This window comes from Methylobacterium aquaticum (assembly GCF_001043915.1).
Classification (GTDB): domain Bacteria; phylum Pseudomonadota; class Alphaproteobacteria; order Rhizobiales; family Beijerinckiaceae; genus Methylobacterium; species Methylobacterium aquaticum.
Window position 1 is genome coordinate 1 of record NZ_LABX01000026.1, and the last position, 21,066, is coordinate 21,066.

Consider the following 21,066-nt stretch of genomic DNA (forward strand, 5'->3'; position numbering starts at 1 on the left):
GGGCGAAGGCCGGGGGACGGGGCGCGCCTGGAGGCCGGAAGGGCGGCTTTCTCGATCAGCATCGTGGGCTCGTGTCTAGCTCAGGTCGGGCCGGGCCCGAACGGGTTTTTGCGGGGGGCTGCCGGATTGTCGCGGGCGCTCGCGGGGCTGCGAACCGCCTCGCCGCCCGCCCGGCTCGCACCCCTCGGCAGCCTCGCCGCGAGCCCGGACCGTCGCTCGTCGGCGATGGACTTCGCCGGCGGCGGCATGGCAGAAACCGTCTCGCGCGGATTCGATGGCCGCCAGCATCGCGTGGCGCCGGTCTTCGAGCCCAGGACGTTCGGATGCGAGAGGGAGCGCATCGCCCGACAGTCCGGGAGACCGGACGTCGGTTCGTCACGGAAGATCCGGTAGGAAGACGTCCGAGGGGGGCGCATGATGGTGACATGCTCGGGTGTGGCGCTTGTGCGGGAACTCGTCCCCCGATGCGGAGCGGGCATCACCGAGCCAGGCGCGCCTGCGGCAGCGACCCTTCTCCGTGGCTGCAGGTCCGGAGCCGTGTGGCCCCTCGCGCTGCGGCACCGTTCGTGCCGGCAGCGCGGACATTCGCTGATTCACGCCACCCGCTGACATCTTAAGTGGACCTATGCCATTCTCCCTCGTGCGATCGATCTTCAAGAAAGAAACCAAGATGACCGTCGTCGGTGTCGTTAGGACATTGAACGAGGACGACATCATCGAATCCGTTCTCCGCCATCATCTGGTGGAAATGGATCAGATCATCGTGCTGGACGATGGCAGCAACGATCGCACGGTCGAGATCGTCAAGGGTCTCATCGACGAGAGGATGCCGATCGAGCTGATCGAGAGGCGGTGCGTCATCTTCGATGAGAGCAATCGGAACACGTTTCTTTTCGACTACGCCCGAAGCAAGTACGATGCCGCCTGGGTCATCTTCTTCGACGCCGACGAGTTCATCGACATGCGAGGCGTCGGCGTCCCGCTCCGGAGCTACCTGCAGGCGGTCGGGCCCGACGTCGACGGGATCCAGGTCCGCTTGGTGAACTACATCGACGCCGCGAGCGATGATGCCGACGAGATCGTGGTGCCCAGGCGCATGGTCTGGCGTCACAAGACGCCGCATGACGTCCACAAGATCATGATGCGCGCGCTTCCCGGGGTGACGATCCATGCCGGGAATCACAACGCGCATCGGGAGTCCGGCAAGGCGCTCAACGTCGTCCAGGAGCCCGACATCGTCCTGGCGCATTATCCGCGCCGCTCCGGATGGCACGACATCTACAAATGGGTCATCGGCCGCTTGAAGATCACGGCGGCAGGAGCGCGCGAGACCTCCGCCGGACGGGGCAGCCACTACATCGCGCCGTTCGAGCTCCTCATGAACCGGCCGGCCGAGCTGCTTGGCAGCGGCTACTTCTTCAATCCCGAGCCCGATCTCGCGATCATGGAACGCAACCCGATCGCCTATGCGGGCGGCGACCTGTCCTTCACCCACAAAACAGATTACAAGATGAAATGTATAAGCATGGTCTTAAAATACTCCATGGAATTGGCGACCGAATTTGGTCATCTCGTGGACACCAACGAGGCCGTCCGGGCTCGCGTCGCGCAAAGCCTGAGGATCGACAAATGATCCGGATCACGCCCGGCCTCCTGCAGACGCTCACTGCCAAGGGCGTCGAGTGCCATCTGACGGCGGACAAGGACCACGTCTCGCCCAACGCCTGTTTCGAGCCGCCGTGCGGCGTGAAGCGTCTCGACTTCATGCATTCGTCGCGGCTCGGCGCTTTCAGCTACGGCGTGAGCGGCTTCGTCTCCGAGACGACAATCGGCCGGTACGTCTCCATGGGTGAGATGGTGCAGATCGGTCGCGGCGCGCATCCCATCTTGTGGATGAGCACAAGCCCGTTCTTCTACGCCTATGGCGGTGGGATGTTCGGCGTCGGCCACGACTTTCCCGACGCCGACCGGTACCATGCGTTCCGGCCCGGGCCGCCGGGGACGATTCCCGTCCGCAACCCGCGGACGATGCCGGACGTGCTGGTGGCCACCGAGATCGGCCACGACGTCTGGGTCGGGCACGGGGCGTTCATCGGCCAGGGCGTCAAGGTCGGCAACGGAGCCGTCGTCGCCGGTCATTCGGTGGTGGTGAAGGACGTCCCCGACTACGCGATCGTCGCGGGCAACCCGGCCGAAATCAAGGGATTTCGCTTCGGCCCGAAGCAGATCGCGGCGCTGCTCGAACTCGAGTGGTGGAATTACGCGCCCTGGCAGCTCGAGGGCGTTCCGTTCGGGGAGATCGACGCCGCCATCGCCCGGCTGCAGCAGATCGTCCCGCATCTCTCGCGGTACGAGCCGGGCTGGGTCCGGGTGGGCGATCTGTCGCCATAGGCGCCGGTTTCCCCCGATCACGCAAAGCCCGACCTGCCCGCCGCCAGCCTCCCGTCGGGTGAAAGCCCGGACCGGAGCCGCCCGGCGCCCGCAGGCGGTGCGCGCCGGGCCTCGCGATGCTTGCGGTCCTGTTTCCCGATCCTTCGCGCCGCCCGAGGCTCATGGACCGACGAACAGCGACGCCTCGAAGCCGTCCAGGATCGTCCGGGCCTCGATGATCGTGCGGCCGTCGTAGAAGCGCGCGCAGGCCGCGTCGTCCATGTCGATCCCGCGGTACTTGTCGAGGATCTCGTAGTAGTTCCTCTCCAGGATCGTCGAGGACGGATCCAGGTTGGTGATGCAGATGCTGCCTGTCGGGCGCACGTCGACGGCGGTCACCCGCAGGTCGGGGCGGTAGCGCTCCAGGATCGGCAGCAGCTTCCAGACGTCTCCGGTCCACCATCCGGCCAAGTCCTGGTTCGATCGGGCCGCCGGGTCATGGGCGCGTTCGGTCATCTCGGCGTTGGCAGGTAGGCAATCGTCCAGCAGGATCACGCCGTGGCGATGCGTCGCCTTCTCGCTGTTGATGAAGTCGCGCAGCAGGTACTCGAACTGGTGCAGGCCGTCCAGGAAGATCACGTCGATGGGCGCGTTGATGATCCTGCTTGGATCGTAGTCGCGAAAGAAGACATCGCTGGTCATCTGGTAGAGGTGGAGATTCGTCTTCTTCCCGATGACGTCGCCGTTGAGCTGGAAGGCCGGATCGACGCCGATGCTCGGGCAGTCGATCCGCGACAGGGTGGTGCCGTCCCTGACGCCAACCTCCAGATAGCCCCTCGCGTTCTTGGCGCGCGCGATCGCGGCGATGAAATCGCTGTACAGGGGGCCGGAATGCCAGTGGGTGAAGGCCATCGTCGTCCGTTCCGGGGCAATCGGGATCGATGCGGCGCGCGGCGGCCCGACCCCGCCGGGCGCGCCGTCGCGCGGGCTCGCCTTAAGCAGATTTCGCCGAAGTGGTCACCGGTTCGGCGGCAAAAATCTGCGATCCAACAACAACCGAAGCGGACGAAGCGGTGGCCTGCCAACGCAAGTCTGCTGAGTTGGCCGAGCTGCCGGGGGGCCGCGGTCGAGCACGTTGAACGCCGCCCGCCCCGGCGGGGGCCTCTCGACCGAGCGGAACAGGTGGCCCAGTTCCCCCAGCACCTCGAAGGAGCGGCGCGACAGGGCGCCGGGCGTGTCCGATGGATCGCGTCGCGATGCGGAAACCGGCTTCGCTCAATCGCCGCGCGGGCTCGCCGAGACGGTTTCCGGGCGGATCGTTCGGAAACCGTCTCAATGCTCCCAGCGGATGTTCTTCCGGACGACCTTGGCCGGCATGCCCGCCAGGAGCGAGTTCGGCGGGAAGCTGCCGTTGACGACGCTGCCCCACCCGACGACGCTCTCGGACCGGATATGCGCGCCGCGCAGGACGACCGCGCGCGGCGCGATCCAGACCTTGTCCTCGATCGTGACGTCCAGCGCCGGGTTCAGGCGCCGTCCGCTCTTCCGGTCGAGGATCTTGTGGACGTCGCTCGCCATGATCGTGACGTCGGGGGCGAACAGACAGAAATTCCCGATGCGGATCGAGGCCCGTTCGTGGCTGGTGATCTGAACCATCCCGTTGATGCCGAGGCCGCGGCCGATGACGATCTGCGCTCCCTCGGCAACCGCGTGGATCGACAGAGTGCCCAGGATCCCGTCGTCTCCGAGTTCGATCCTGGCGCCTCCCGCGACCGAGAAGAACACCGTCCCGGCGATGCGTTGTCGCGCGATCCTCACGACGTTGTTTTCGCCGGCGATCGAGATATGGCCGTTCCCGGCATCCAGAAACGCGGCGTCGATGTCGACAAGGTTGTTCGGGCTCTCCATGCTGACGTGGATTGGCATCGATCGAAAATTGTCCTGATACAAGATATGCCGCAGACGGGGCTGCGTTGTCGGTCTCGCTCGGACACGCCGGCGCGGCGGATGGCGCGGCCTTGCCATGTGTCGGTCGTCGCGCCCTGGCGAGGGTGACGGGCCCCGCCGGTCAGTTGGACGAATTGCCGGCGGAGCCGGACCGGTCGAGCACGTTGAACGCCGCCCGTCCCGGCCGCGGGCTGTCCACCGACCGGAACAGCTGGCCCAGGCCCCCCAGCACCTCGAAGGAGCGGCGCGACAGGGCGCCGGCCGGCGCGCCGGGGGGCGGCGTGGTCGGGGCGGCGGCTTGCGCATTGCGGGCGGCGGCCTTGTCCGACTCGAAGCCCGGCAGGGGCTTCAGCTCGATGCCCTGATGGGCCGGGGCCATCACCTCGTGGAAGGTGATCGCCGGCAGCGAGCCGCCGGTCAGGTTCTTGGTCGAGGAATGATCGTCGTTGCCGTACCAGACGGCGGTCACGAGGTTGCCGGTATAGCCGACGAACCAGGCGTCGCGGTAGGCGTTGGTGGTCCCCGACTTGCCGGCGGTGCGGACGCCCTCCACGGCCGCCTTGCGGCCGGTGCCCTCGTCGACGACCTTGTTGAGCATGAAGTTCATGTCGGCGACGACCCGGGTCGACAGGAGCTGCTCGGGCGGCGCCTCGCTGGCGTCGTGGCGGTAGATCACCTCGCCGGCACCGGTGCGGATCTCGGTCGCCGCATAAGGCTTGGCCCGCTTGCCGCCATTGGCGAAGACCGCGTAGCCGGCCGCCTGGTCGATCACCGTCACCTCGGCCGAGCCGATCGGCAGCGAGACCGAATCGACCAGGTTCGAGGTGATGCCCATCTTGTGGGCGAGCGTGATGATCTTGGCCCGGCCGAGCTTGGCCGCGCGGGCGTCGTGGCTCTCGCCGAGCTGCTTGCCCATGGCGATCGAGAACTGCACCGGGATGGTGTTGATCGATTTCGCCACCGCGACCCAGAGCGGCACGGTTCCGGCAAAGGAGCGGCCGTAATTCGCCGGGCACCAGTTGCCGATGCAGACCGGACGGTCGACGACCTTGCTCTCCGGCCGCCACTGCCCGGTGGCGAGGGCCGCGGCATAGACGTAGGGCTTGAACGACGAGCCGGGCTGGCGCAGCGCGTCGGTGGCGCGGTTGAACTGGCTCTGGCCGTAATCGGCCCCGCCGACCATCGCCCGCACCGCCCCGTCCGGGTCCATGGTGACGAGGGCGGCCTGCTCGACGTCGAAGGCGTCGCCGAACTGGCGCAAGACGTTCTCGACCGCCTGGTCGGCCCGCTTCTGGATCGAAAGGTCGAGCGGGGTCTTCACGACCAGCACCCGCTCCTTCTTCAGCTTGCCCTCGTCGGCGAGCTTCTTGATCTCGTTGAAGGCCCAGTCGAGGTAGTAATCGGCGCTGATGTCGCGCGAGCGGGTCACCGGGGTCGCCGGGTTGCGCAGGGCCGACTGGATCTGGCCTTCCGTCAGGTAGCCGGCCTCCACCATGTTGTGCAGCACGTCCGCCGCGCGGGCGCGGGCCGCCGGCAGGTTCACGTGCGGGGCATACTTCGTCGGCGCCTTGAACAGGCCGGCCAGCATGGCGGCTTCCGGCAGAGTGATGTCCTTGAGGCTCTTGCCGAAATAGTAATCTGCCGCGGCCGCCGCCCCGAACGTGCCGCCGCCCATATAGGCCCGGTCGAGGTAGAGCTTCAGGATCTCGTTCTTGGTCAGATGGAATTCGAGCCAGAGGGCCAGGAACGCCTCGTTGATCTTGCGCTCGAGCGAGCGCTCGTTCGACAGGAACAGGTTCTTGGCGAGCTGCTGCGACAACGACGAGCCGCCCTGGACGTGGCCGCCGCCGCGCGCATTCACCGTCACGGCACGGAGCGTGCCGATCGGATCGATGCCCCAATGCTCGTAGAAGCGCCGGTCCTCGGTCGAGATCAGCGCCTTGATGAGGGTGTCGGGAAACTCGTCGATGCGCAGCGAATCGTCGTGCTTGATGCCCCGCCGCCCCACCTCGGTGCCGTAGCGGTCGAGGAAGGTCACGGCGAGGTCCGGCGCCTTCAGCCAGTTCTCGCTGGTCTGGTTGAAGGCGGATTGGGCGAGGGTCAGCATCACCACGCCGCCGGCGAGCCCGAGGGTCACGCCCTCGCTCGCCAGGTCGAGGACGAGGCGCGTGACGCCCGTGACCCGGAACCGGCGCTGGATCCGCTCGGCGAAGCGCCCATAGGCTTCGCCGAACGACCGGCCGCCCGTGTAGAGGCCGTCGTTCAGCCAGGCGTCGAAGCCGAGCATCCCGCGGGACAGGCGGGTCCGGATCTGGGTCAGCCGGTGGGTGGGCCGGTTCTCGGGCACGTCGGCAAGTCCTCGGGCGGGAGCGAGTTCGAGGTCTAGCAAGCCTCGCCTCCGAGCGCGAGGCCGGGTGCGCGACCTGGAGACTGCGGCCCGGGAGCCGGTCGCAGGCTTCTGCGACCAATATGGGGCGCCCGCCCGCCGACACGAGGTCGCAGGATTGCGGAGGTGGCCCCGGCCGTGCTTGCCCCGGGCGGCGGAGCGCGGCACAGGAGGGGCGTTCCCGCCCCGTCCCGCCTCCGCGCCGTCGATCCGGCGCCTCGAAAGCCGTGAACAGCCGTGGCCCAAGCCCGCAGCAAGCCCCCGCGCCCGCCCGCCTCCCTCAAGGCCGCGACGCCGTTCTGGCGTGAGAAGAGCCTGGAGGCGATGAGCCCCGAGGAGTGGGAGAGCCTGTGCGACGGCTGCGGCCGCTGCTGCCTCCTCAAGCTCGAGGACGAGGATTCGGGCGAGATCCACTACACCGATATCGGCTGCACGCTGCTGGATGCCGGAACCTGTCGCTGCCGCGACTATGCGCGCCGCCAGCGCAGGGTGCCCGATTGCGTCCGGCTGACGCCCGAGGCGGTGCGCAGCCTGCCCTGGCTGCCGCCGACCTGCGGCTACCGCCTCGTGCGGGACGGGCGCGACCTGCCCTGGTGGCATCCCCTGGTCTCCGGCACCCGCCGCACCGTGCACGAGGCCGGCATCTCGGTCCGCGGCAAGGTCAGCGGTACCGAGGAGGAGTTCGAGACCGAGGAGTTGTTGGACCGCATCGTCGACTGGCCGGGCCAGGATCCCGAGATGCAAGATCCCGAGATGCAAGATTCCGAGATGCAGGATCTCCCGGGCCCGGACCCGCAGGCCGGCGCCTGAGCGGCGCCGGCTCGACCGCAAGGACGGCGCGCACGGAAAGCCGGCGGTTTACTTGACCACCTTGCCGTCCGTAGCCGAGGCGGCGGGCTTGGCGGCGGGCTTGGCGCTCGTCGCGGTCGCGGTAGCCTTCTGGGGGAGGCCCACCGCATCGATCACGTCGAAGCGCATGCCGTCCTCGGCGGTCTTCAGCACCGCGTTCGCCTCGTAGTACTTGCCCTGGCCGATCAGCGACGCCGCCTGGTTCACGTCGGCGGTGGTCTTGTCGAGGGGCAGAACCGCCATGACGAACTGGACGTCGACATGGGCGAGCTTGAGCGTCTCGATGGCCCGTTTCTGGTCGCCCTTGGCGAGGCTCTTGTTCGCCTCTGTCACGGCCGAGGCTTTCTCGGGGGTCGCCACAAAATCCTCGCCGAGCGTCATCTGGGCATCGACCGGCACCCAGGCGACCTTGTCCTTGGAGTCCGGCTTGATTTCCGTCGTCTTGGCGTCAGTGGTCTTGGCATCGGCGGTCTTGGCGTCAGTGGTCTTGGCGTCAGTGGTCTTGTCGGCCTTCGCCTTGGTGGCCGCGAGATCGGCCGGCGTCGTCAGCTCGGACTCGGCCTTGGTGAACACGGCATCATCGGTCTTTGCCTTGGTCAGGGCGGCCTGCGCCTTGGCGATCAGGCTCTTGGCCTGTGCGGGATCGGCGTCGAAGATCGCGATGCGGGCGAGGTGCATGTCACGGAACGCCTGAGCCCCGTCTTTCGACAGCTTGCCGACATCCTGGTCGACCGCACGCTGGGCCGCATTCTCGTGCGTCGTCGCCGGCGTGGTCGCCTGTTCGGTCGCGTAGGCGGCACCGCCGAGGATCGTGGTGGCAACGAGGGCGACGGCGAGAGATTTCCGGTAAGACATGGTCATGCCTCCTCTTGCAATCGATGCCAATTGTCTTTGCGGCATCAGTGCGTGAGCACATTCGGATAATACACCGGCGCGGCACGGGTTGCCGGTTTTCTTTATTAAAAGCTCGTAACGCACCGAAAACGGAGCGAGCGTCAGAGGTCGACCGATCCGACGGTGCCCGCATCAGGTCGGTTTGCGAGGGGCTGATCGGGTTCGATGCTCGGCTGGGACCGTAACGGTGAGGCGCCGCATCCCACTCGCGCCGTCGGTGAACCCAGGTTGTCCGCCTGAGCCCGCGCCGAGAGGGGCCGGCCGAACCAGGCGTAGGACCCGCCCTCCGAGACGCCCAGCGCGCGCCATGACGGCGATCGGGAAGTGCGCCTGGTTCGCGCTCATGAACCGGAAGATCCCGACGGCAGAACTCCGGTCTCCCGCGCAAGCCAGGCTCTCTCGCGCGCGCGAGAAAGAGAGAGAGGATGTCGCGCTCCGGCTTCAGCTGACGGTTCTCGCGCCGCAGCCGAAGGAGCTCCTCGCGCTCGCTCGCCGACAGAACAGCCTCAGCGGGCAGGAGGCTTTGCCTCTCGACGTCCTTCCAACTGATCGGCCTCGGCCACCCCGTTGCGGATGGCATGGTTGCGGATGGCTTGGGCCGACGACTCGAACTCCCCGGCGAGATCGGTTGGATCGCATCCAGCGCGGACCAACCCGACCATCTGGCGGCGGAGCTCCGCCGGGTACGGGGGACGGGTTCTCGGCATGGCAAGCACACCTCACGCGAAAGCGCTCTCGGTGTCCAATCCGGGGCAATCCCAAGCCCAAGATCGAATGCCGTCGAGTCAGGGAGCCATGTGCAATTCAGCACAAGCCCCCGGTTCAGCGGGGCAGCCCACTTCCGCTTCGAGCGCGTGCACGATGTGCTCGGCCAGGAGATCGGCGGCTCGCGGCAGGGAGCCCGATGCGCGGTACAGTACGACCTCCGTCGCCGGCAGCGCAGGAAGGCCGTGCGTGCCCGACACGCGGATCAAGCCGGGCTGGATCATGCCCTTGGGCAACACCGTCACACCGAGTCCGGCGCGAACGGCGGCTTGCAGGCCCAGCAGGCTCTGGCTGGTATAGACGATGCGCCAGGGCAAACGCGCTGCTTCGAGCGCCTGCAGCGCTCGCTTGCGATACACGTCGGGGACCGGCGCGAGCACCAGCGGGATCGGTCCCGGACCCAGCGCGAGACCGGGTGATGCGACCCATTCCAGCACCTCGCACCAGATGCCGATGCCGCCCCCCGGCCCCTGCGGCTCGCGCTTGAGCAGGACGAGATCGTAGAGGCCGCGAGAGAAGCCGTCGAGCAGATGCACCGTGAAGTCGCAATGGACTTCCAGCGACACGCGCGGATGAGCGCGGGCGAAGCGCGCCAGCACGTTCGGCAGGTGCGCCGTCGCGAAATCCTCCGGGGTGCCGAGGCGCACGACGCCCTCGACCTCCGGTTCCATGATGCGGGCGCAGGCCTCGTCGCCCAGAGTCAGGATCTGCCGCGCATAGCCGAGGAGGATCTCGCCCTCCGGCGTGAGCCGAAGGTCGCGGCCGTCACGGTCGAAGACGCGCCGGCCGAGCCCATCCTCCAGCCGCTTGATCTGCAGGGAGACCGTCGACTGGGTGCGGCCGATACGCTCGGCCGCACGGGTGAAGCTCCCGCTCTCAACGATGTGGAGGAAGGCGCGCAGCAGATCAAAATCGAGGGGAGAGTCGGGCATGCGATCCTCGGTCGGGCCGGCGTCGGGAGAGCGAACGCGGTCCGACATCGCGAGCATGCCGGAGGATGCTCGCCAGAGGGGCCCGGACCAGGGTCTTGTTCCGATGTTGCGGTGCTGGGGCCGGGCTTCAAGCCCGGCACCCGTAATGGCGGTCATTGGCGAAACCGATCCTCGCCGCTCGGTCTCCGCTCAGGCGACCTCCTCTCGAACCGCTTTGGCGAGCGCCGGCTTTGCATCCGAGCGGTCCCGTCCGAGCGTCCGCATCACCACCACGAAGAAAATCGGCACCCAGAACACCGCGAGCACCGTGGCGGTGATCATGCCGCCGAGCACGCCGGTCCCGAGCGCCTGCTGGCTCATCGCGCTCGCGCCCGAGGCGATCACGAGCGGCACCACGCCCAGGATGAAGGCGAGCGAGGTCATCAGGATCGGCCGGAACCGAAGCTCGGCCGCTTCGAGCGTCGCGTCCAGCAGAGGCTTGCCCTGCGCCCGCAGGTCCTTGGCGAACTCGATGATCAGGATCGCGTTCTTGGCCGAAAGGCCGATGATCGTGATGAGCCCGACCGTGAAGTAGACGTCGTTGGGCAGGCCCCGCAGGTAGGCGGCCGCCACCGAGCCGACGATGCCGAGCGGCACCACCAGCATCACCGCGAGGGGGATCGTCCAGCTCTCGTAGAGGGCCGCGAGGCACAGGAACACGAACAGGATCGACAACCCGAGCAGGAAGGCCGCCTGCGAGCCCGCGAGCTTCTCCTGGAGCGACTGGCCGGCCCATTCGTAGCCGAATCCAGACGGCAGCGTGCCCATGAGGCGCTCCATCTCGGCAAGCGCGTCGCCCGACGTGTAGCCGGAGGCGGGCTCGCCGGTCAGCCGCACGGCCGGATAGCCGTTGAAGCCGACCACCTGCGTCGGTCCCGTCACCCAGGCCACCCGCGCGAAGGAGGAGAACGGCACCATCGCGCCAGCGCTGTTGCGCGCGCTGTAGATCAGCAGATCCTCCGGACGGACCCGCTTCTCCTCCTCGGCCTGGACGATCACGCGCTGCAGGCGCCCGCGGTTGAGGAAGTCGTTGACGTAGGTCGAGCCGAGCTGGGCCGACAGGGTGGCGTTGATGTCCGCGAAGGTGACGCCGAGGGCCGCCGCCTTCTCGCGGTCGATGTCGAGCCGGATCTGCGGCGCGAGCGGCAGGCCCTCGACCACCACCTTCCGGAGCACCGGCGAGCGGGCGGCCGCGGCCAGCAGCTGGTCCTTGGCCGCCATCAGCGCGTCGTAGCCGCGCTGCGAGCGGTCCTGGAGGCGGAAGCTGAAGCCGCTCGTGGTGCCGAGATTGGCGATCGGCGGCGGCGCCAGGGCCGAGACCTCGGCGTCGCGCAGCCGGGCGAAGGCGGCGTTGCTGCCCGCGATGATCGCCTCGGCGCTCTGGTCGGCGCCGCGCTCCGACCAGTCCTTGAGGGTGACGAAAGCCTGCGCCGTCATCGCGCCCTGGCCGAAGAAGCTGAAGCCGGTGATGAACGTCACCTTGTCGACGCCCGGGGTGCGGGCCATCTGGTCTTCCACCGACCGGACGACGTCGAGCGTCCGGCTCGCGCTCGCATCCGAGGGGCTGAGCAGGTCGGCCATGACGAAGCCCTGGTCGTCGACCGGCACGAAGCCGGAGGGGAGCCGCCACATCGCATAGCCGAGGCCCGCGAGCAGGGCGATGTAGAGCAGCATGAAGCGTCCGGCACGCGCCACCATCCAGCCCGTGGCGCGGCCGTAGCCCCGCGTGAGCTGGTCGAGCCGCTGGTTGAACCAGCCGAAGAAGCCGCGCTTGGCGTGCTCCTTGGCGTGGCCGTGCCCCGTCTCAACCGGCTTGAGCAGCGTCGCGCAGAGCGCGGGGGTGAGCGACAGCGCCAGGAAAGCCGAGAAACCGATCGACACCACCATCGAGGCCGAGAACTGCTGGTACATGATGCCGACCGAGCCGGGGAAGAACGCCATCGGCACGAACACCGCCATCAGCACCAGCGTGATGCCGATCACTGCGCCGGTGATCTGGCCCATGGCCTTCTCGGTCGCCTGCCTCGGGGGCAGGCCCTCCTCGGCCATGATGCGCTCGACGTTCTCGACCACCACGATGGCGTCGTCGACCAGGATGCCGATGGCGAGCACCATCCCGAACATCGTCAGCACGTTGATCGAGAGGCCGAGCCAGAGCAGCGCCACGCAGGTGCCCAGCAGCGCGATCGGCACCACGATCGTCGGGATCAGCGTGTAGCGGATGTTTTGCAGGAACAGGAACATCACGAGGAAGACGAGGACCACGGCCTCGGCGAGCGTCAGCAGCACCTTCTTGACGGACGCCTTGATCACCGGCGTGACGTCGTAGGAGACCTCATAGGAGACACCGGGCGGGAAGAAGGCTGCGAGCTGACCCATCCTGGTCTTCACCGCCTCCGCCGTGGCGAGCGCGTTGCCGCGCGGCGCGAGCTGCACCGCCACGGCCGCGGCGGGCTTGCCGTTCAGGCGCGTCGAGAAGGCGTAGGACAAGCCTCCGATCTCGATGCGCGCCACGTCGGCGAGGCGCACCGTCGAGCCGTCCGGATTGGCGCGCAGCACGATGGCGCCGAATTCGTCCGGCGCTTCGAGCTGGCCCTTGACCAGCACCATGTTCTGGGTGCGCTCGGTAACGGGGCTCGGGGCGGTGCCGAGGAGACCGGACGAGACCTGGGCGTTCTGGGCCCGGATCGCCGCCTCGACGTCGCCGGCCGTCAGGCTGAGGCCAAGCATCTTGTCGGGATCGAGCCAGATGCGCATCGCCCGCTCCGTCGAGAACAGGCGCGCCCGGCCCACGCCCGGGAGGCGGCGCAGCTCGGGCAGGACGTAGCGTGTCGCGACATCGCCGAGCCCGACTTCGTCGAGGCTGCCGTTGGGCGAGGTCAGAGTGACGAATTGCAGGATCGCGCTCGACGCCTCGACGACCTGGATGCCCTGCTGCCGCACGGCGTCGGGCAGGCGGGGCTCGATGCGCTTGATCCGGTTCTGGACGTCGACCGCGGCGAGAGCCACATCGGTCCCGGGCTGGAAGTTCGCGACGATCTCCACCTCGCCGGTCGTGTCGCTGGTGGATTCGTAGTTCAGGATATTGGCAGCCCCGTTCAGCTCCTCCTCGATGAGGCGGGTCACGCTGTAATAGAGGTTCTGCGTCGAGGCGCCCGGATAGACCGTCGAGATCGCGATCGAGGGCGGTGCGATGACCGGATACTGGGCGACGGGCAGGAACGGCAGGGCGAGCAGGCCGCCAAGGCAGATGAAGATGGCGACGACCCAGGCGAAGATCGGCCGCGCGATGAAGAAGGCGGGCATGACAGCGTGTCTCCGGAGAGAGGACGGTCGCGGGGGGATCATACCAACGGTCGTTGGACACGACCTTTGCCAACAGTCGTTGGAAACGACCTTTGGTGCCGTTCTCGAATGTTCGCCAAGTCTCTGGCTTGGCATCGACAATTCGCGATGAATTCAACGGCCGGATGCGTCAGCATCTTCGGCCGTTGGTATCAGTTCTGCGCCGCGTTGGCGGAGGCGGCAGCACTCCCCGACCAGGGGACCGGCGTGACCGCACTGCCGGGGACGAACTTCTGGAAGCCCTCGACCACGACGCGGTGACCGGCCTGCAGCCCATCCTCGATGACGACCTGGTCGCCGAGGGTCCGCCCGGTGCGCACCGGTTGCAGGACGGCCCGGCCGGCATCGTTGATCACATAGACTTCGCTGCCGCCGGCATTGTTGCGTTGGATGGCTTGGCGCGGCAGCGTGACGGCGCGGGCGCTGACGCCCTCCTCGATCTGCACCCGCACGTAGGTGCCGGGCAGAAGGTCGGCCTGCGGATTGGGGAATTCCCCCCGCAACGTGACCTTCCCGGTTCCCGGATCGACCGTGACGTCCGAGAACAGCAGGCGCCCGGTCTGCGGATAGGCGGTGCCGTCGTCGAAGAGCAGGCGCACGCGGGCCGCATCCGGCGAGACCTGCCGCAGGCGCCCGGAAGCGAGGTCGCGCTTGAGCTGGTTGAGCTCGGTCACCGACTGGGTGAAATCCGCGTAGATGGGATCGAGCTGCTGGATGGTGGCGAGGTGGGTGGCCTCGGTCTGGCCCACCAGGGCCCCCTCGGTGACGAGGGCCCGGCCGATGCGTCCGGTAATCGGGGCGCGGATGGTGGCATAATCGAGATTGATCTGCGCCCGCTTGACCGCCGCTTTCTGGGCGGCCACCTCGGCCTCCGCCTGTCGCTCGGCGGAGAGCGCGAGATCGTACTGGGCTTGCGTCGTGGTCTGGCCGGACAGCAGGGTTCGCAGCCGGTCCTCCTGGCGCGACGCCTGGAACAGGCTGGCCTCGGCCCGGGCGAGGGCGGCCTTGGCGCTCTCGAGGTCAACCTCGAACGGCAAGGGGTCGATGCGGTAGAGCACGTCGCCCTTCTTGACCACGCTGCCCTGCTGGAAGGCGCGCTCGACGATGATGCCGGAAACGCGCGGACGCACCTCGGCGATGCGCATCGGCGTGACCCGGCCGGGCAGTTCCTTGGTCAGGGTGACGGGCCTCGGCTGGACCGTCACGATTCCGACTTCCGGCGCTGAGGCGGCATCGCCTGCGAGGGCGAAGGGTGCGGGACCGGCGCCGGCGAGGAGCACGGCGGCGACAACCAGGGCTCGGCCCCTCCGCATGCGCAGGGTTCGCAAGCGGTCCAGCGTTCGTGACATGGTTCTCTTCTCGCTCGGAAGATCATCGAAGTGCTGTCAGCCGGCACCGAGGGTGCGGACCCGCGACCTCGCACCATGAGATCGGTGGGCAGGCGCCGTTTTCAAGCTGCCTTTATTCGCGATGGCTGAGACGGCGGCTCATTATCATACCAATTGCTGTGCATTGAAATATTTGATGGCGATCATTTGTAGATGTCGACTTGCGGCCTGATGGAACGCCGCCCACGTCTCGGAGCGCTCAGGGTCCGGGCCCCTCTGGCGAGTGCCTGCCGGCGCGCTCGCGATGTCGGACCGCTCCCGACCTTGCGTCCCGGCATGAAGGCTCCCGTCATGGATTTCAGCATGATGTTCGTCGACTGGCTCGGAAAGCCTGTCTGGCTGTGGCTCGGCTTCCTCGGACTCGTGGCTGGGTTGCTCGCCCTGGATCTCGGCGTCCTGCACCGCGAGCGGCGCGTCATCGGCGTGCGCGAGAGCCTCGCGACCAGCGCCCTCTACATCATCCTGGGACTCGGCTTCGGCGCCTTCATCTGGTGGCAGCTCGGGTCGAAGGCCGGGATGGCCTATCTGACGGGCTTTGCCGTCGAGAAGGCACTCGCGATGGACAACGTCTTCGTCATCGCGATGATCTTTGCCTATTTCGCGATCCCCCGCGCCTTTCAGCACAGGGTGCTGTTCTGGGGCATCCTGGGCGTGCTCGTCCTGCGCGCGATCATGATCGGGCTCGGTGCGGCCATCGTGGCGAATTTCGCATGGGTGCTCTACGTCTTCGCCGCCTTCCTGATCGCCACCGGCGTCAAGATGCTGGTCGTCAAGGACCGTCCATACGACGTGGGGGCGAACCCGGTGCTCGCCTTCGTGCGCCGTCGCGTCGCGGTCACGGACAGCTTGCACGGCGAGCGCTTTTTCGTCCGCCAGCCTGATCGGACGACGGGTGAACACGCCTGGCACATCACGCCCCTGTTCCTGGCGCTTCTGCTGATCGAGGTTGCCGACGTCATCTTCGCGGTCGACTCGGTCCCTGCGATCTTCGCCATCACCACCGATCCGTACATCATCTATACCTCGAATATCTTTGCGATCCTCGGTCTGCGCGCGCTCTATTTCGCGCTGGCTGCGATGGTGGACCGGTTCCACTACCTCAAGTATGCGCTGGCGGCCGTCCTTGTGTTTATCGGCTCCAAGATCTTCATTGCCGACCTGCTGGCCCTCGACAAGCTGCCTCCGGCGCTGTCGCTCGGAGTGACGTTCGGGCTGCTCCTCGGAGGCGTGGTGTGGAGCGTGGTCGCGCCGGGCCAGGGATCGCCTCGAACGACTCCGGCAGACCGGACTGAGCGTGAGGCCCGGAGGCCGTAGCCGGGCGCCGGGGTGCCGTTGGTTTCCGCGCCAGGGCGGCACCCTGATTCTGGCGCGATCAAGAATTGCAGCTTGGGAAAACGTCGATGCACGACCTGGTCGCAAGCTTCGTCGCAATGACGTTGATCCAGCCCCTCGAAGAGGGGATGACACAGGCATTGTGAACCGCTCCGGGTTTTTCGGAGGCTTGTTGGCTTGTGTCAGGCGGCCAAGGCTTGATCGCCGACGTGAGTATAATCGCGCGCCTCAGCCTCGGCGGGAGGGACGTTGCCGATCGGCGCGAGGAGGCGACGGTGTGTCGAGCACCAGGGTTTCGACCTGAGCGTCGTCAATGCGGCGGGGAGCGCCACTCCGAGGCCGGTCGTAGAGCCCCTCGACGCGGTCGCTCAGGAAGCGGTTGCGCCACTTGCTGACGATGGCCGGATCGAGGGAGAGGTCGGCGGCATGGCTTTGTTGGACGCGCCTTCATCGGCCCGCAGCAGGATGCGTGCGCGCACAGCCAAACCTTGCGCGGTCTTGCGACGCCCGGCCCATTTCTCCAGGGCGTCACGCTCGGCCGGGCTCAGCTGCACCGCAGGCATGGGACGAGGCATCGGCGCGCTCCGTGGCGGGGGCAGGCCCACCAACCTTCATCGCCGAACTCCAGTTCCAGGACCAAACATCTAGAACCGCATCGTCAGGGCCGCGCGGATGTTGCGCCCGGGCAGTAGGATCTCGTTCTTCTTGAACGAGGCGGCATTGCGGATGTCGTCGTTCAGAAGGTTGCGGCCCTGGAGGCTGAACGTGATCTCGTTCGCCCCGTACACCGCCGGGTCGAGCGGTGCCGTGTAACTCAATTCAGCCCGCAGATCGTTGTAGCCCGGCGTCGGCGTGTCGAAGGTGCCGAACCGGTTCTGCTCGAAGGCGTGCAGCAGGTTGACCCGGGCAAACCAGCTGTCCGCGCGCAGGTAGACGCCGCCGCCGAGCCGGTAGGGCGGGATGCGCGGCACGTTGGTGTTGTCGTCGAACTTGGCCCGGGTGGCATCGAACTGGCCCTCGATGCCGAGGAAGCCGTTGCCGACCGGGATCGCATCGTACTGGCCGATGATCTCGGCGCCGTAGAAGACGGCATTCTGCTGCGTGTAGACGATCTGGCGGTCCGCGGTCCCGATCCCGCAGGTGTCGAAGGTTTCCCCGCACAGGGCACCGGTCTCGCGCTTGGCGATGAAGCCGGTATAGCGCGTGAAGAACCCGGTCGCGTCGAGCCGCAGGGGGCCGACGCCACGGCGGATGCTCATCTCGACCGTGCGCGCCCGCTCCAGTTGCAGGAACGGATTGCCGATCTCGAACGTGTTGGTCGCCTCGTGCGGCCCCTGCGAGTAGAGTTCGTAGCCCGTCGGTGCGCGCTCGACGTAGGAGCCGGTCACGCTCGCCACGAAGTCGAGGGGCAGGTCCTGCAACGCGCCGAAGCTGGCGCTCTTCGGCGCGAAGCGCCGGGTCAGGCCGAACCTCAGCGGCTCGCTGGCACCCGGTTCCGGCAGGTAGGCGCTCGGGAACTGCGCCGCGATGCTGTTGACCCGGTCGCTCTCGATGCGGCCAGCGGCCTGGAGGCGCAGTCCGTTGCCGATCGCGAGTTCCTCGAACAGGAAGACCGCTTGGGCGCGCGAGTCCGTCTGCGGAAGGAAGCTCTCGCCGAGGGTGTTGGTGATGCGCCGGTTGACCTGCACGCCGAGGGCGCCGGTGAGCACGCCGAAATCCGTCCTGATCGGAACGTGCTGCGCCTCGATCCGCGCTTCCCCTTCGCGGTTCTTGAAGATCGCGCCGACTTCGAACTGGCCTGTCTGCCCGAGGACGTTCTCGTCATGCCGAAACACAGAGTATCCGGCCCAGTAGCGGATGACCTCGATCGGCCCGTCGAGGGGGCGATACTCACCCTTCGAGAGCACCCGGTCCTGGCGCGGGTTCAAGAAGGCACGCTCCTCGGCTGCGGCTCCGCCGGGGATCTGGTAGCGCGCATCGAAACGGTCGTAGGAGATGCCGATGAAGCCGCGCTCGCCGATCGCCGAGATGCCGAACGCCCCCCCTTGGGTCTCGGTTGCGGAGTTGGGCTGGACGCCGCCGGGGATTGCGTAGCTGTCGGTCGCCGTCCTGAAGCCGTCGGCGTGGATCGCAAAGCCGTCGGCACCCGCATCCACCGTGGCCGCGCCGAGGCGGCCGTTGTCAACGCTGGAATACCCCGTCGTGACCAAGCCTTGAACGCCGTTCGGAGGGATAAAGGTCGGCACACGGTTGTTGTCGGCAGAGACGACGCCGCCGATGGCGCCCGAGCCGTAGCGCAGGGTCGCGGGGCCGCGGATCACCTCCAGGCGGTTGGCGACCAACGGGTTGATCGGTATGGCGTGGTCCTCGCCCAGGTCGGTGACGCCGCCGTTGGAGATGCCGTTCTCCTGGATACGCACGCGGGCGTTGTCGAGACCACGGATGATCGGCCGGGAGGCGGCGCCCGGCGCATAAGTGGTCGACGAGATGCCCGGCCGGTCGAACAGCGCGTCGCCGAGGGTGCGTGGCTGATCGCGGACGATCTGGTCCTGAGTCACGATCGTGACGGGCGAGAAGGTGTCGGTCGCGACCGGTAGGGAGCCGATAGGAACTCTGGCGCCGGTCCCGTCTCCGGCGCGGCCCTGCTGGATCGGGCTCGGGCTGGTCACGCTGATCTCGTCGAGTGCGATCGTCTCCTGTGCCGCGACGCGGTTCGTCCCAAGCGCTCCGGCAGCGAGAATCGAACTGACCAGCAGGAGGGTTCGCGCGCCTTGCTGACCACCGGGAGACGGGCCTGGCGACGGGTAGCCGGAAGGTTCTGCTAAACCATCGACAAACTGCTCACTCATGGTCCATCCACTAAAAAAATTAGCATTGGCTATATTTCGGGACGTTTCTAACGGGCGCCGTTCTGAAATGTCAAGCTTCAAGTGTCGTCCGACGCTGCCTCGTTACGCCGTGGTGGCCTGCCCGGAACGGGGCAGAGGGCAGCCAGGCGAGCACCGCTCGGCTCGTGCCGCCCAGGTCTCTTCCGTAAGGCAAGGTGTCGCGCGCAAGGTCAGCGCGGACGGCGGGAGCCAGTAACGGGCCTCTCGGGTGAGTGTCAGACGCTCCCGACACCTGCCGCTCACTCAATGCTAAGCTTGCAGCCCCGTTTCGAAACGGGCTTTGACGCGGGCCGCATGACAGGCTGCGGTCACCGGCCTAATTTGGAAGCAGCACACGGATGAGAGGCATGCCTTTTAAGGTGCAGTTCTTGTAATTATATCCCTGCGCTGTCTGAAGCATTGCAAGGGTCCTATCCGCTCTGGTCTGCGGTCATCGAGCGGTTCGAGAAGTATGCGCCGGCGAGCCTGATAGCCATGATTCAAGGTCCGCCAGCACCTGTTCGTCTTCGTCCAGAACCGGGAGTTGGGGCCGACCAACAACGGTTCGGAGGCGGCACTGTGTCCCTGCGTGATCTACCGCAAGATCACCAACGGCTTCCGCCAGGAATGCGGCGTCCATCTCACCGCCGACATCCGCTGCATCATCGAGACCGCACGACGACACGCCATGCGGGCGATCGATGCCATCCGCGATGCCCTCAACACGCCGCCGCTCCAGGCACTCTCCGCAGCAGGGTGAGCAATGACGGCGCAACTCCCCGTAGAGCCCCTTTCGCTGTCGCTTGGGTATGAAGACGATGTGATATTTGCCAAACCCCTCTTTGAGTGGCTTACAAATTCGGACTCGTCGATCGTGGAATTTTGTTTTGCGCTTGGCGGCTCACAACAAGAAGCTTCTTCGATGGACACGTCAGAAAAGCGTCAAACTGCTGCCGCCATCCTGGCAAAACCGGGGTTTGCTTATTTCGAATAATTTCCGACCAGCGGATTGTCGAGATCAGTATCGACGACTCAAAAAATCATTGATCGCGATATGCCCAGACAAAATCAGATTCCAGATTGTTTGATTATGAGGCATGGTGATTAAATTCGCATCCATGTTCGATCTTCTGGCGCGCGGTTTTTCTTCAAAATCATGCAACTCCGCCTGTACGCCTTCCGCCTTCGGGGCACGCACGCCGTGATGTGCGAAGGACGGCCGAACTGGAAGGACCGCATGGTTGACTCTTCCAGCGATATCGCCGACATATGAACACGTGCTCATGTGTTGAGGGTCCTGGACGTGCCGCAGCTGTCTGAGGCTCAGTTGACGGATATCGCGGAGGTGTTCCGGCTGCTTGGTGAGCCAAACCGGTTACGAATCGTCCTGGTCTGCCTCGACGAGGCAAGATTGGTTGGTGAAATTTGTGAGGTCCTCGGTCTTTCACAGTCTCTCACCTCCCATCATCTGCGTTTGCTGCGCACCGCCCGGATCATGCGGGCAACACGGCAGGGGCGGCAGGTCGCCTACACGATCGACGACGATCATGTGCGAGATGTTCTCCGCAACATGATCGCCCACTTCGTCGAGCCGCATGAGCATACCCACGATCCGGCGATTGAGGAGGCCGGATCCTGTTCTTCCAGCAAAGGAACAAGCTGATGACGAGCGTCAATGTCGAGATGGTGAAGTGTGCCTGCCAGGATTGCGTCTGCGTGATCCCGCTGGCCAAGGCTGTAAGCCGTGACGGCAAAGCCTATTGCTGCGACGATTGTGCCGACGGCCACAAGGACCATGCCGGCTGTGAGCACGCCGGCTGCACCTGTCACGGCTAGAGCGCTTCACGATCGCGTTGCAATCGCGAAGCTTCTCCAGCTGTTTGATTGTGCCGCATTTTCTACGACGAGCCGGTATCCACTTCGTCGGAAAATGCTCTAATACCAACGGTCGA

Annotated in this window: 19 protein-coding genes and 1 pseudogene; 8 read left to right on the forward strand and 12 right to left on the reverse strand. The window is 66.5% G+C overall.

Annotated elements, in window-relative coordinates; genetic code table 11:
- Positions 1 to 670: 670 nt before the first annotated feature.
- Positions 671 to 1,633: a glycosyltransferase family 2 protein gene (locus VP06_RS03100; RefSeq protein ID WP_197093113.1), complete on the forward strand. Its 963-nt coding sequence runs from the start codon at positions 671 to 673 to the stop codon at positions 1,631 to 1,633.
- On the forward strand, positions 1,630 to 2,391 hold the full coding sequence (locus tag VP06_RS03105) for a CatB-related O-acetyltransferase (protein WP_048462381.1): 762 nt from the start codon (positions 1,630 to 1,632) through the stop codon (positions 2,389 to 2,391). The genes VP06_RS03100 and VP06_RS03105 overlap by 4 nt, the downstream gene beginning before the upstream one ends.
- 159 nt (positions 2,392 to 2,550) lie before the next feature.
- On the opposite strand, the gene VP06_RS03110 is transcribed toward VP06_RS03105, so the two are convergent.
- The 3 genes from VP06_RS03110 to VP06_RS03120 form a co-directional block, all read right to left on the reverse strand.
- Entirely contained in the window at positions 2,551 to 3,282 is a 732-nt protein-coding gene (locus VP06_RS03110; protein ID WP_048462382.1) for a class I SAM-dependent methyltransferase, read from the reverse strand.
- A gap of 420 nt (positions 3,283 to 3,702) precedes the next feature.
- Positions 3,703 to 4,296 carry an acyltransferase gene (locus VP06_RS33585; protein WP_197093114.1) on the reverse strand — a complete coding sequence of 198 codons (594 nt, stop codon included), beginning with the start codon at positions 4,294 to 4,296 and terminating at the stop codon, positions 3,703 to 3,705.
- Positions 4,297 to 4,438: 142 nt separating this feature from the next.
- The gene (locus VP06_RS03120) at positions 4,439 to 6,604 is read right to left on the reverse strand and encodes a transglycosylase domain-containing protein (protein ID WP_048462400.1); all 2,166 of its coding nucleotides are present in this window, start codon (positions 6,602 to 6,604) and stop codon (positions 4,439 to 4,441) included.
- A 336-nt stretch (positions 6,605 to 6,940) separates the two neighbouring features.
- Between VP06_RS03120 and VP06_RS03125 the strand changes: the two genes are divergently transcribed.
- On the forward strand, positions 6,941 to 7,513 hold the full coding sequence (locus VP06_RS03125) for a YcgN family cysteine cluster protein (RefSeq protein WP_048462383.1): 573 nt from the start codon (positions 6,941 to 6,943) through the stop codon (positions 7,511 to 7,513).
- 48 nt (positions 7,514 to 7,561) lie between these two features.
- Here the strand turns inward: VP06_RS03125 and VP06_RS03130 are convergent, their stop codons facing one another.
- The 5 genes and pseudogenes from VP06_RS03130 to VP06_RS03145 all read right to left on the reverse strand — a co-directional run bounded on the left by VP06_RS03130 (position 7,562) and on the right by VP06_RS03145 (position 14,840).
- Complete coding sequence (locus tag VP06_RS03130; protein ID WP_048462384.1) at positions 7,562 to 8,407, reverse strand: YfdX family protein; 846 nt, start codon at positions 8,405 to 8,407, stop codon at positions 7,562 to 7,564.
- A 619-nt stretch (positions 8,408 to 9,026) separates the two neighbouring features.
- Positions 9,027 to 9,153 (reverse strand): annotated as a pseudogene (locus VP06_RS38865) (IS3-like element ISAav4 family transposase); the annotation flags it as partial.
- Between the two features lie 78 nt (positions 9,154 to 9,231).
- A complete protein-coding gene (locus tag VP06_RS03135) occupies positions 9,232 to 10,200 on the reverse strand; it encodes a LysR substrate-binding domain-containing protein (protein WP_082167125.1) in 969 nt (322 codons plus the stop codon).
- A 132-nt stretch (positions 10,201 to 10,332) separates the two neighbouring features.
- A complete protein-coding gene (locus VP06_RS03140; protein ID WP_048462385.1) occupies positions 10,333 to 13,488 on the reverse strand; it encodes an efflux RND transporter permease subunit in 3,156 nt (1,051 codons plus the stop codon).
- Between the two features lie 191 nt (positions 13,489 to 13,679).
- On the reverse strand, positions 13,680 to 14,840 hold the full coding sequence (locus VP06_RS03145) for an efflux RND transporter periplasmic adaptor subunit (protein WP_048462386.1): 1,161 nt from the start codon (positions 14,838 to 14,840) through the stop codon (positions 13,680 to 13,682).
- Between the two features lie 366 nt (positions 14,841 to 15,206).
- On the opposite strand from VP06_RS03145, the gene VP06_RS03150 reads away from it, so the two are divergent.
- Positions 15,207 to 16,229: a TerC family protein gene (locus tag VP06_RS03150; protein WP_048462387.1), complete on the forward strand. Its 1,023-nt coding sequence runs from the start codon at positions 15,207 to 15,209 to the stop codon at positions 16,227 to 16,229.
- Between the two features lie 246 nt (positions 16,230 to 16,475).
- On the opposite strand, the gene VP06_RS38870 is transcribed toward VP06_RS03150, so the two are convergent.
- From VP06_RS38870 to VP06_RS03155, 3 genes are all read right to left on the reverse strand, one after another.
- A complete protein-coding gene (locus VP06_RS38870) occupies positions 16,476 to 16,646 on the reverse strand; it encodes a helix-turn-helix domain-containing protein (RefSeq protein WP_082167131.1) in 171 nt (56 codons plus the stop codon).
- Positions 16,616 to 16,810 (reverse strand): hypothetical protein, encoded by a 195-nt coding sequence (locus VP06_RS35875; protein ID WP_156295427.1) that lies wholly within the window; start codon positions 16,808 to 16,810, stop codon positions 16,616 to 16,618. Before VP06_RS35875 ends, VP06_RS38870 begins: the two co-directional genes overlap by 31 nt.
- 81 nt (positions 16,811 to 16,891) lie before the next feature.
- Positions 16,892 to 18,916: a TonB-dependent receptor gene (locus VP06_RS03155; RefSeq protein WP_245291025.1), complete on the reverse strand. Its 2,025-nt coding sequence runs from the start codon at positions 18,914 to 18,916 to the stop codon at positions 16,892 to 16,894.
- 787 nt (positions 18,917 to 19,703) lie between these two features.
- Here VP06_RS03155 and VP06_RS35880 point away from each other — a divergent pair.
- A complete protein-coding gene (locus tag VP06_RS35880; protein WP_156295428.1) occupies positions 19,704 to 19,874 on the forward strand; it encodes a hypothetical protein in 171 nt (56 codons plus the stop codon).
- A gap of 3 nt (positions 19,875 to 19,877) precedes the next feature.
- On the forward strand, positions 19,878 to 20,108 hold the full coding sequence (locus tag VP06_RS35885) for a hypothetical protein (protein ID WP_156295429.1): 231 nt from the start codon (positions 19,878 to 19,880) through the stop codon (positions 20,106 to 20,108).
- A 24-nt stretch (positions 20,109 to 20,132) separates the two neighbouring features.
- Here VP06_RS35885 and VP06_RS35890 read toward each other — a convergent pair whose 3' ends face one another.
- Entirely contained in the window at positions 20,133 to 20,399 is a 267-nt protein-coding gene (locus VP06_RS35890) for a hypothetical protein (protein WP_156295430.1), read from the reverse strand.
- A gap of 42 nt (positions 20,400 to 20,441) precedes the next feature.
- On the opposite strand from VP06_RS35890, the gene VP06_RS03160 reads away from it, so the two are divergent.
- Together VP06_RS03160 and VP06_RS03165 are read left to right on the forward strand one after the other, a co-directional pair.
- Positions 20,442 to 20,777: an ArsR/SmtB family transcription factor gene (locus VP06_RS03160; protein WP_342586801.1), complete on the forward strand. Its 336-nt coding sequence runs from the start codon at positions 20,442 to 20,444 to the stop codon at positions 20,775 to 20,777.
- Positions 20,777 to 20,950 (forward strand): metallothionein, encoded by a 174-nt coding sequence (locus tag VP06_RS03165; protein WP_048462388.1) that lies wholly within the window; start codon positions 20,777 to 20,779, stop codon positions 20,948 to 20,950. The genes VP06_RS03160 and VP06_RS03165 overlap by 1 nt, the downstream gene beginning before the upstream one ends.
- Positions 20,951 to 21,066 lie beyond the last annotated feature (116 nt).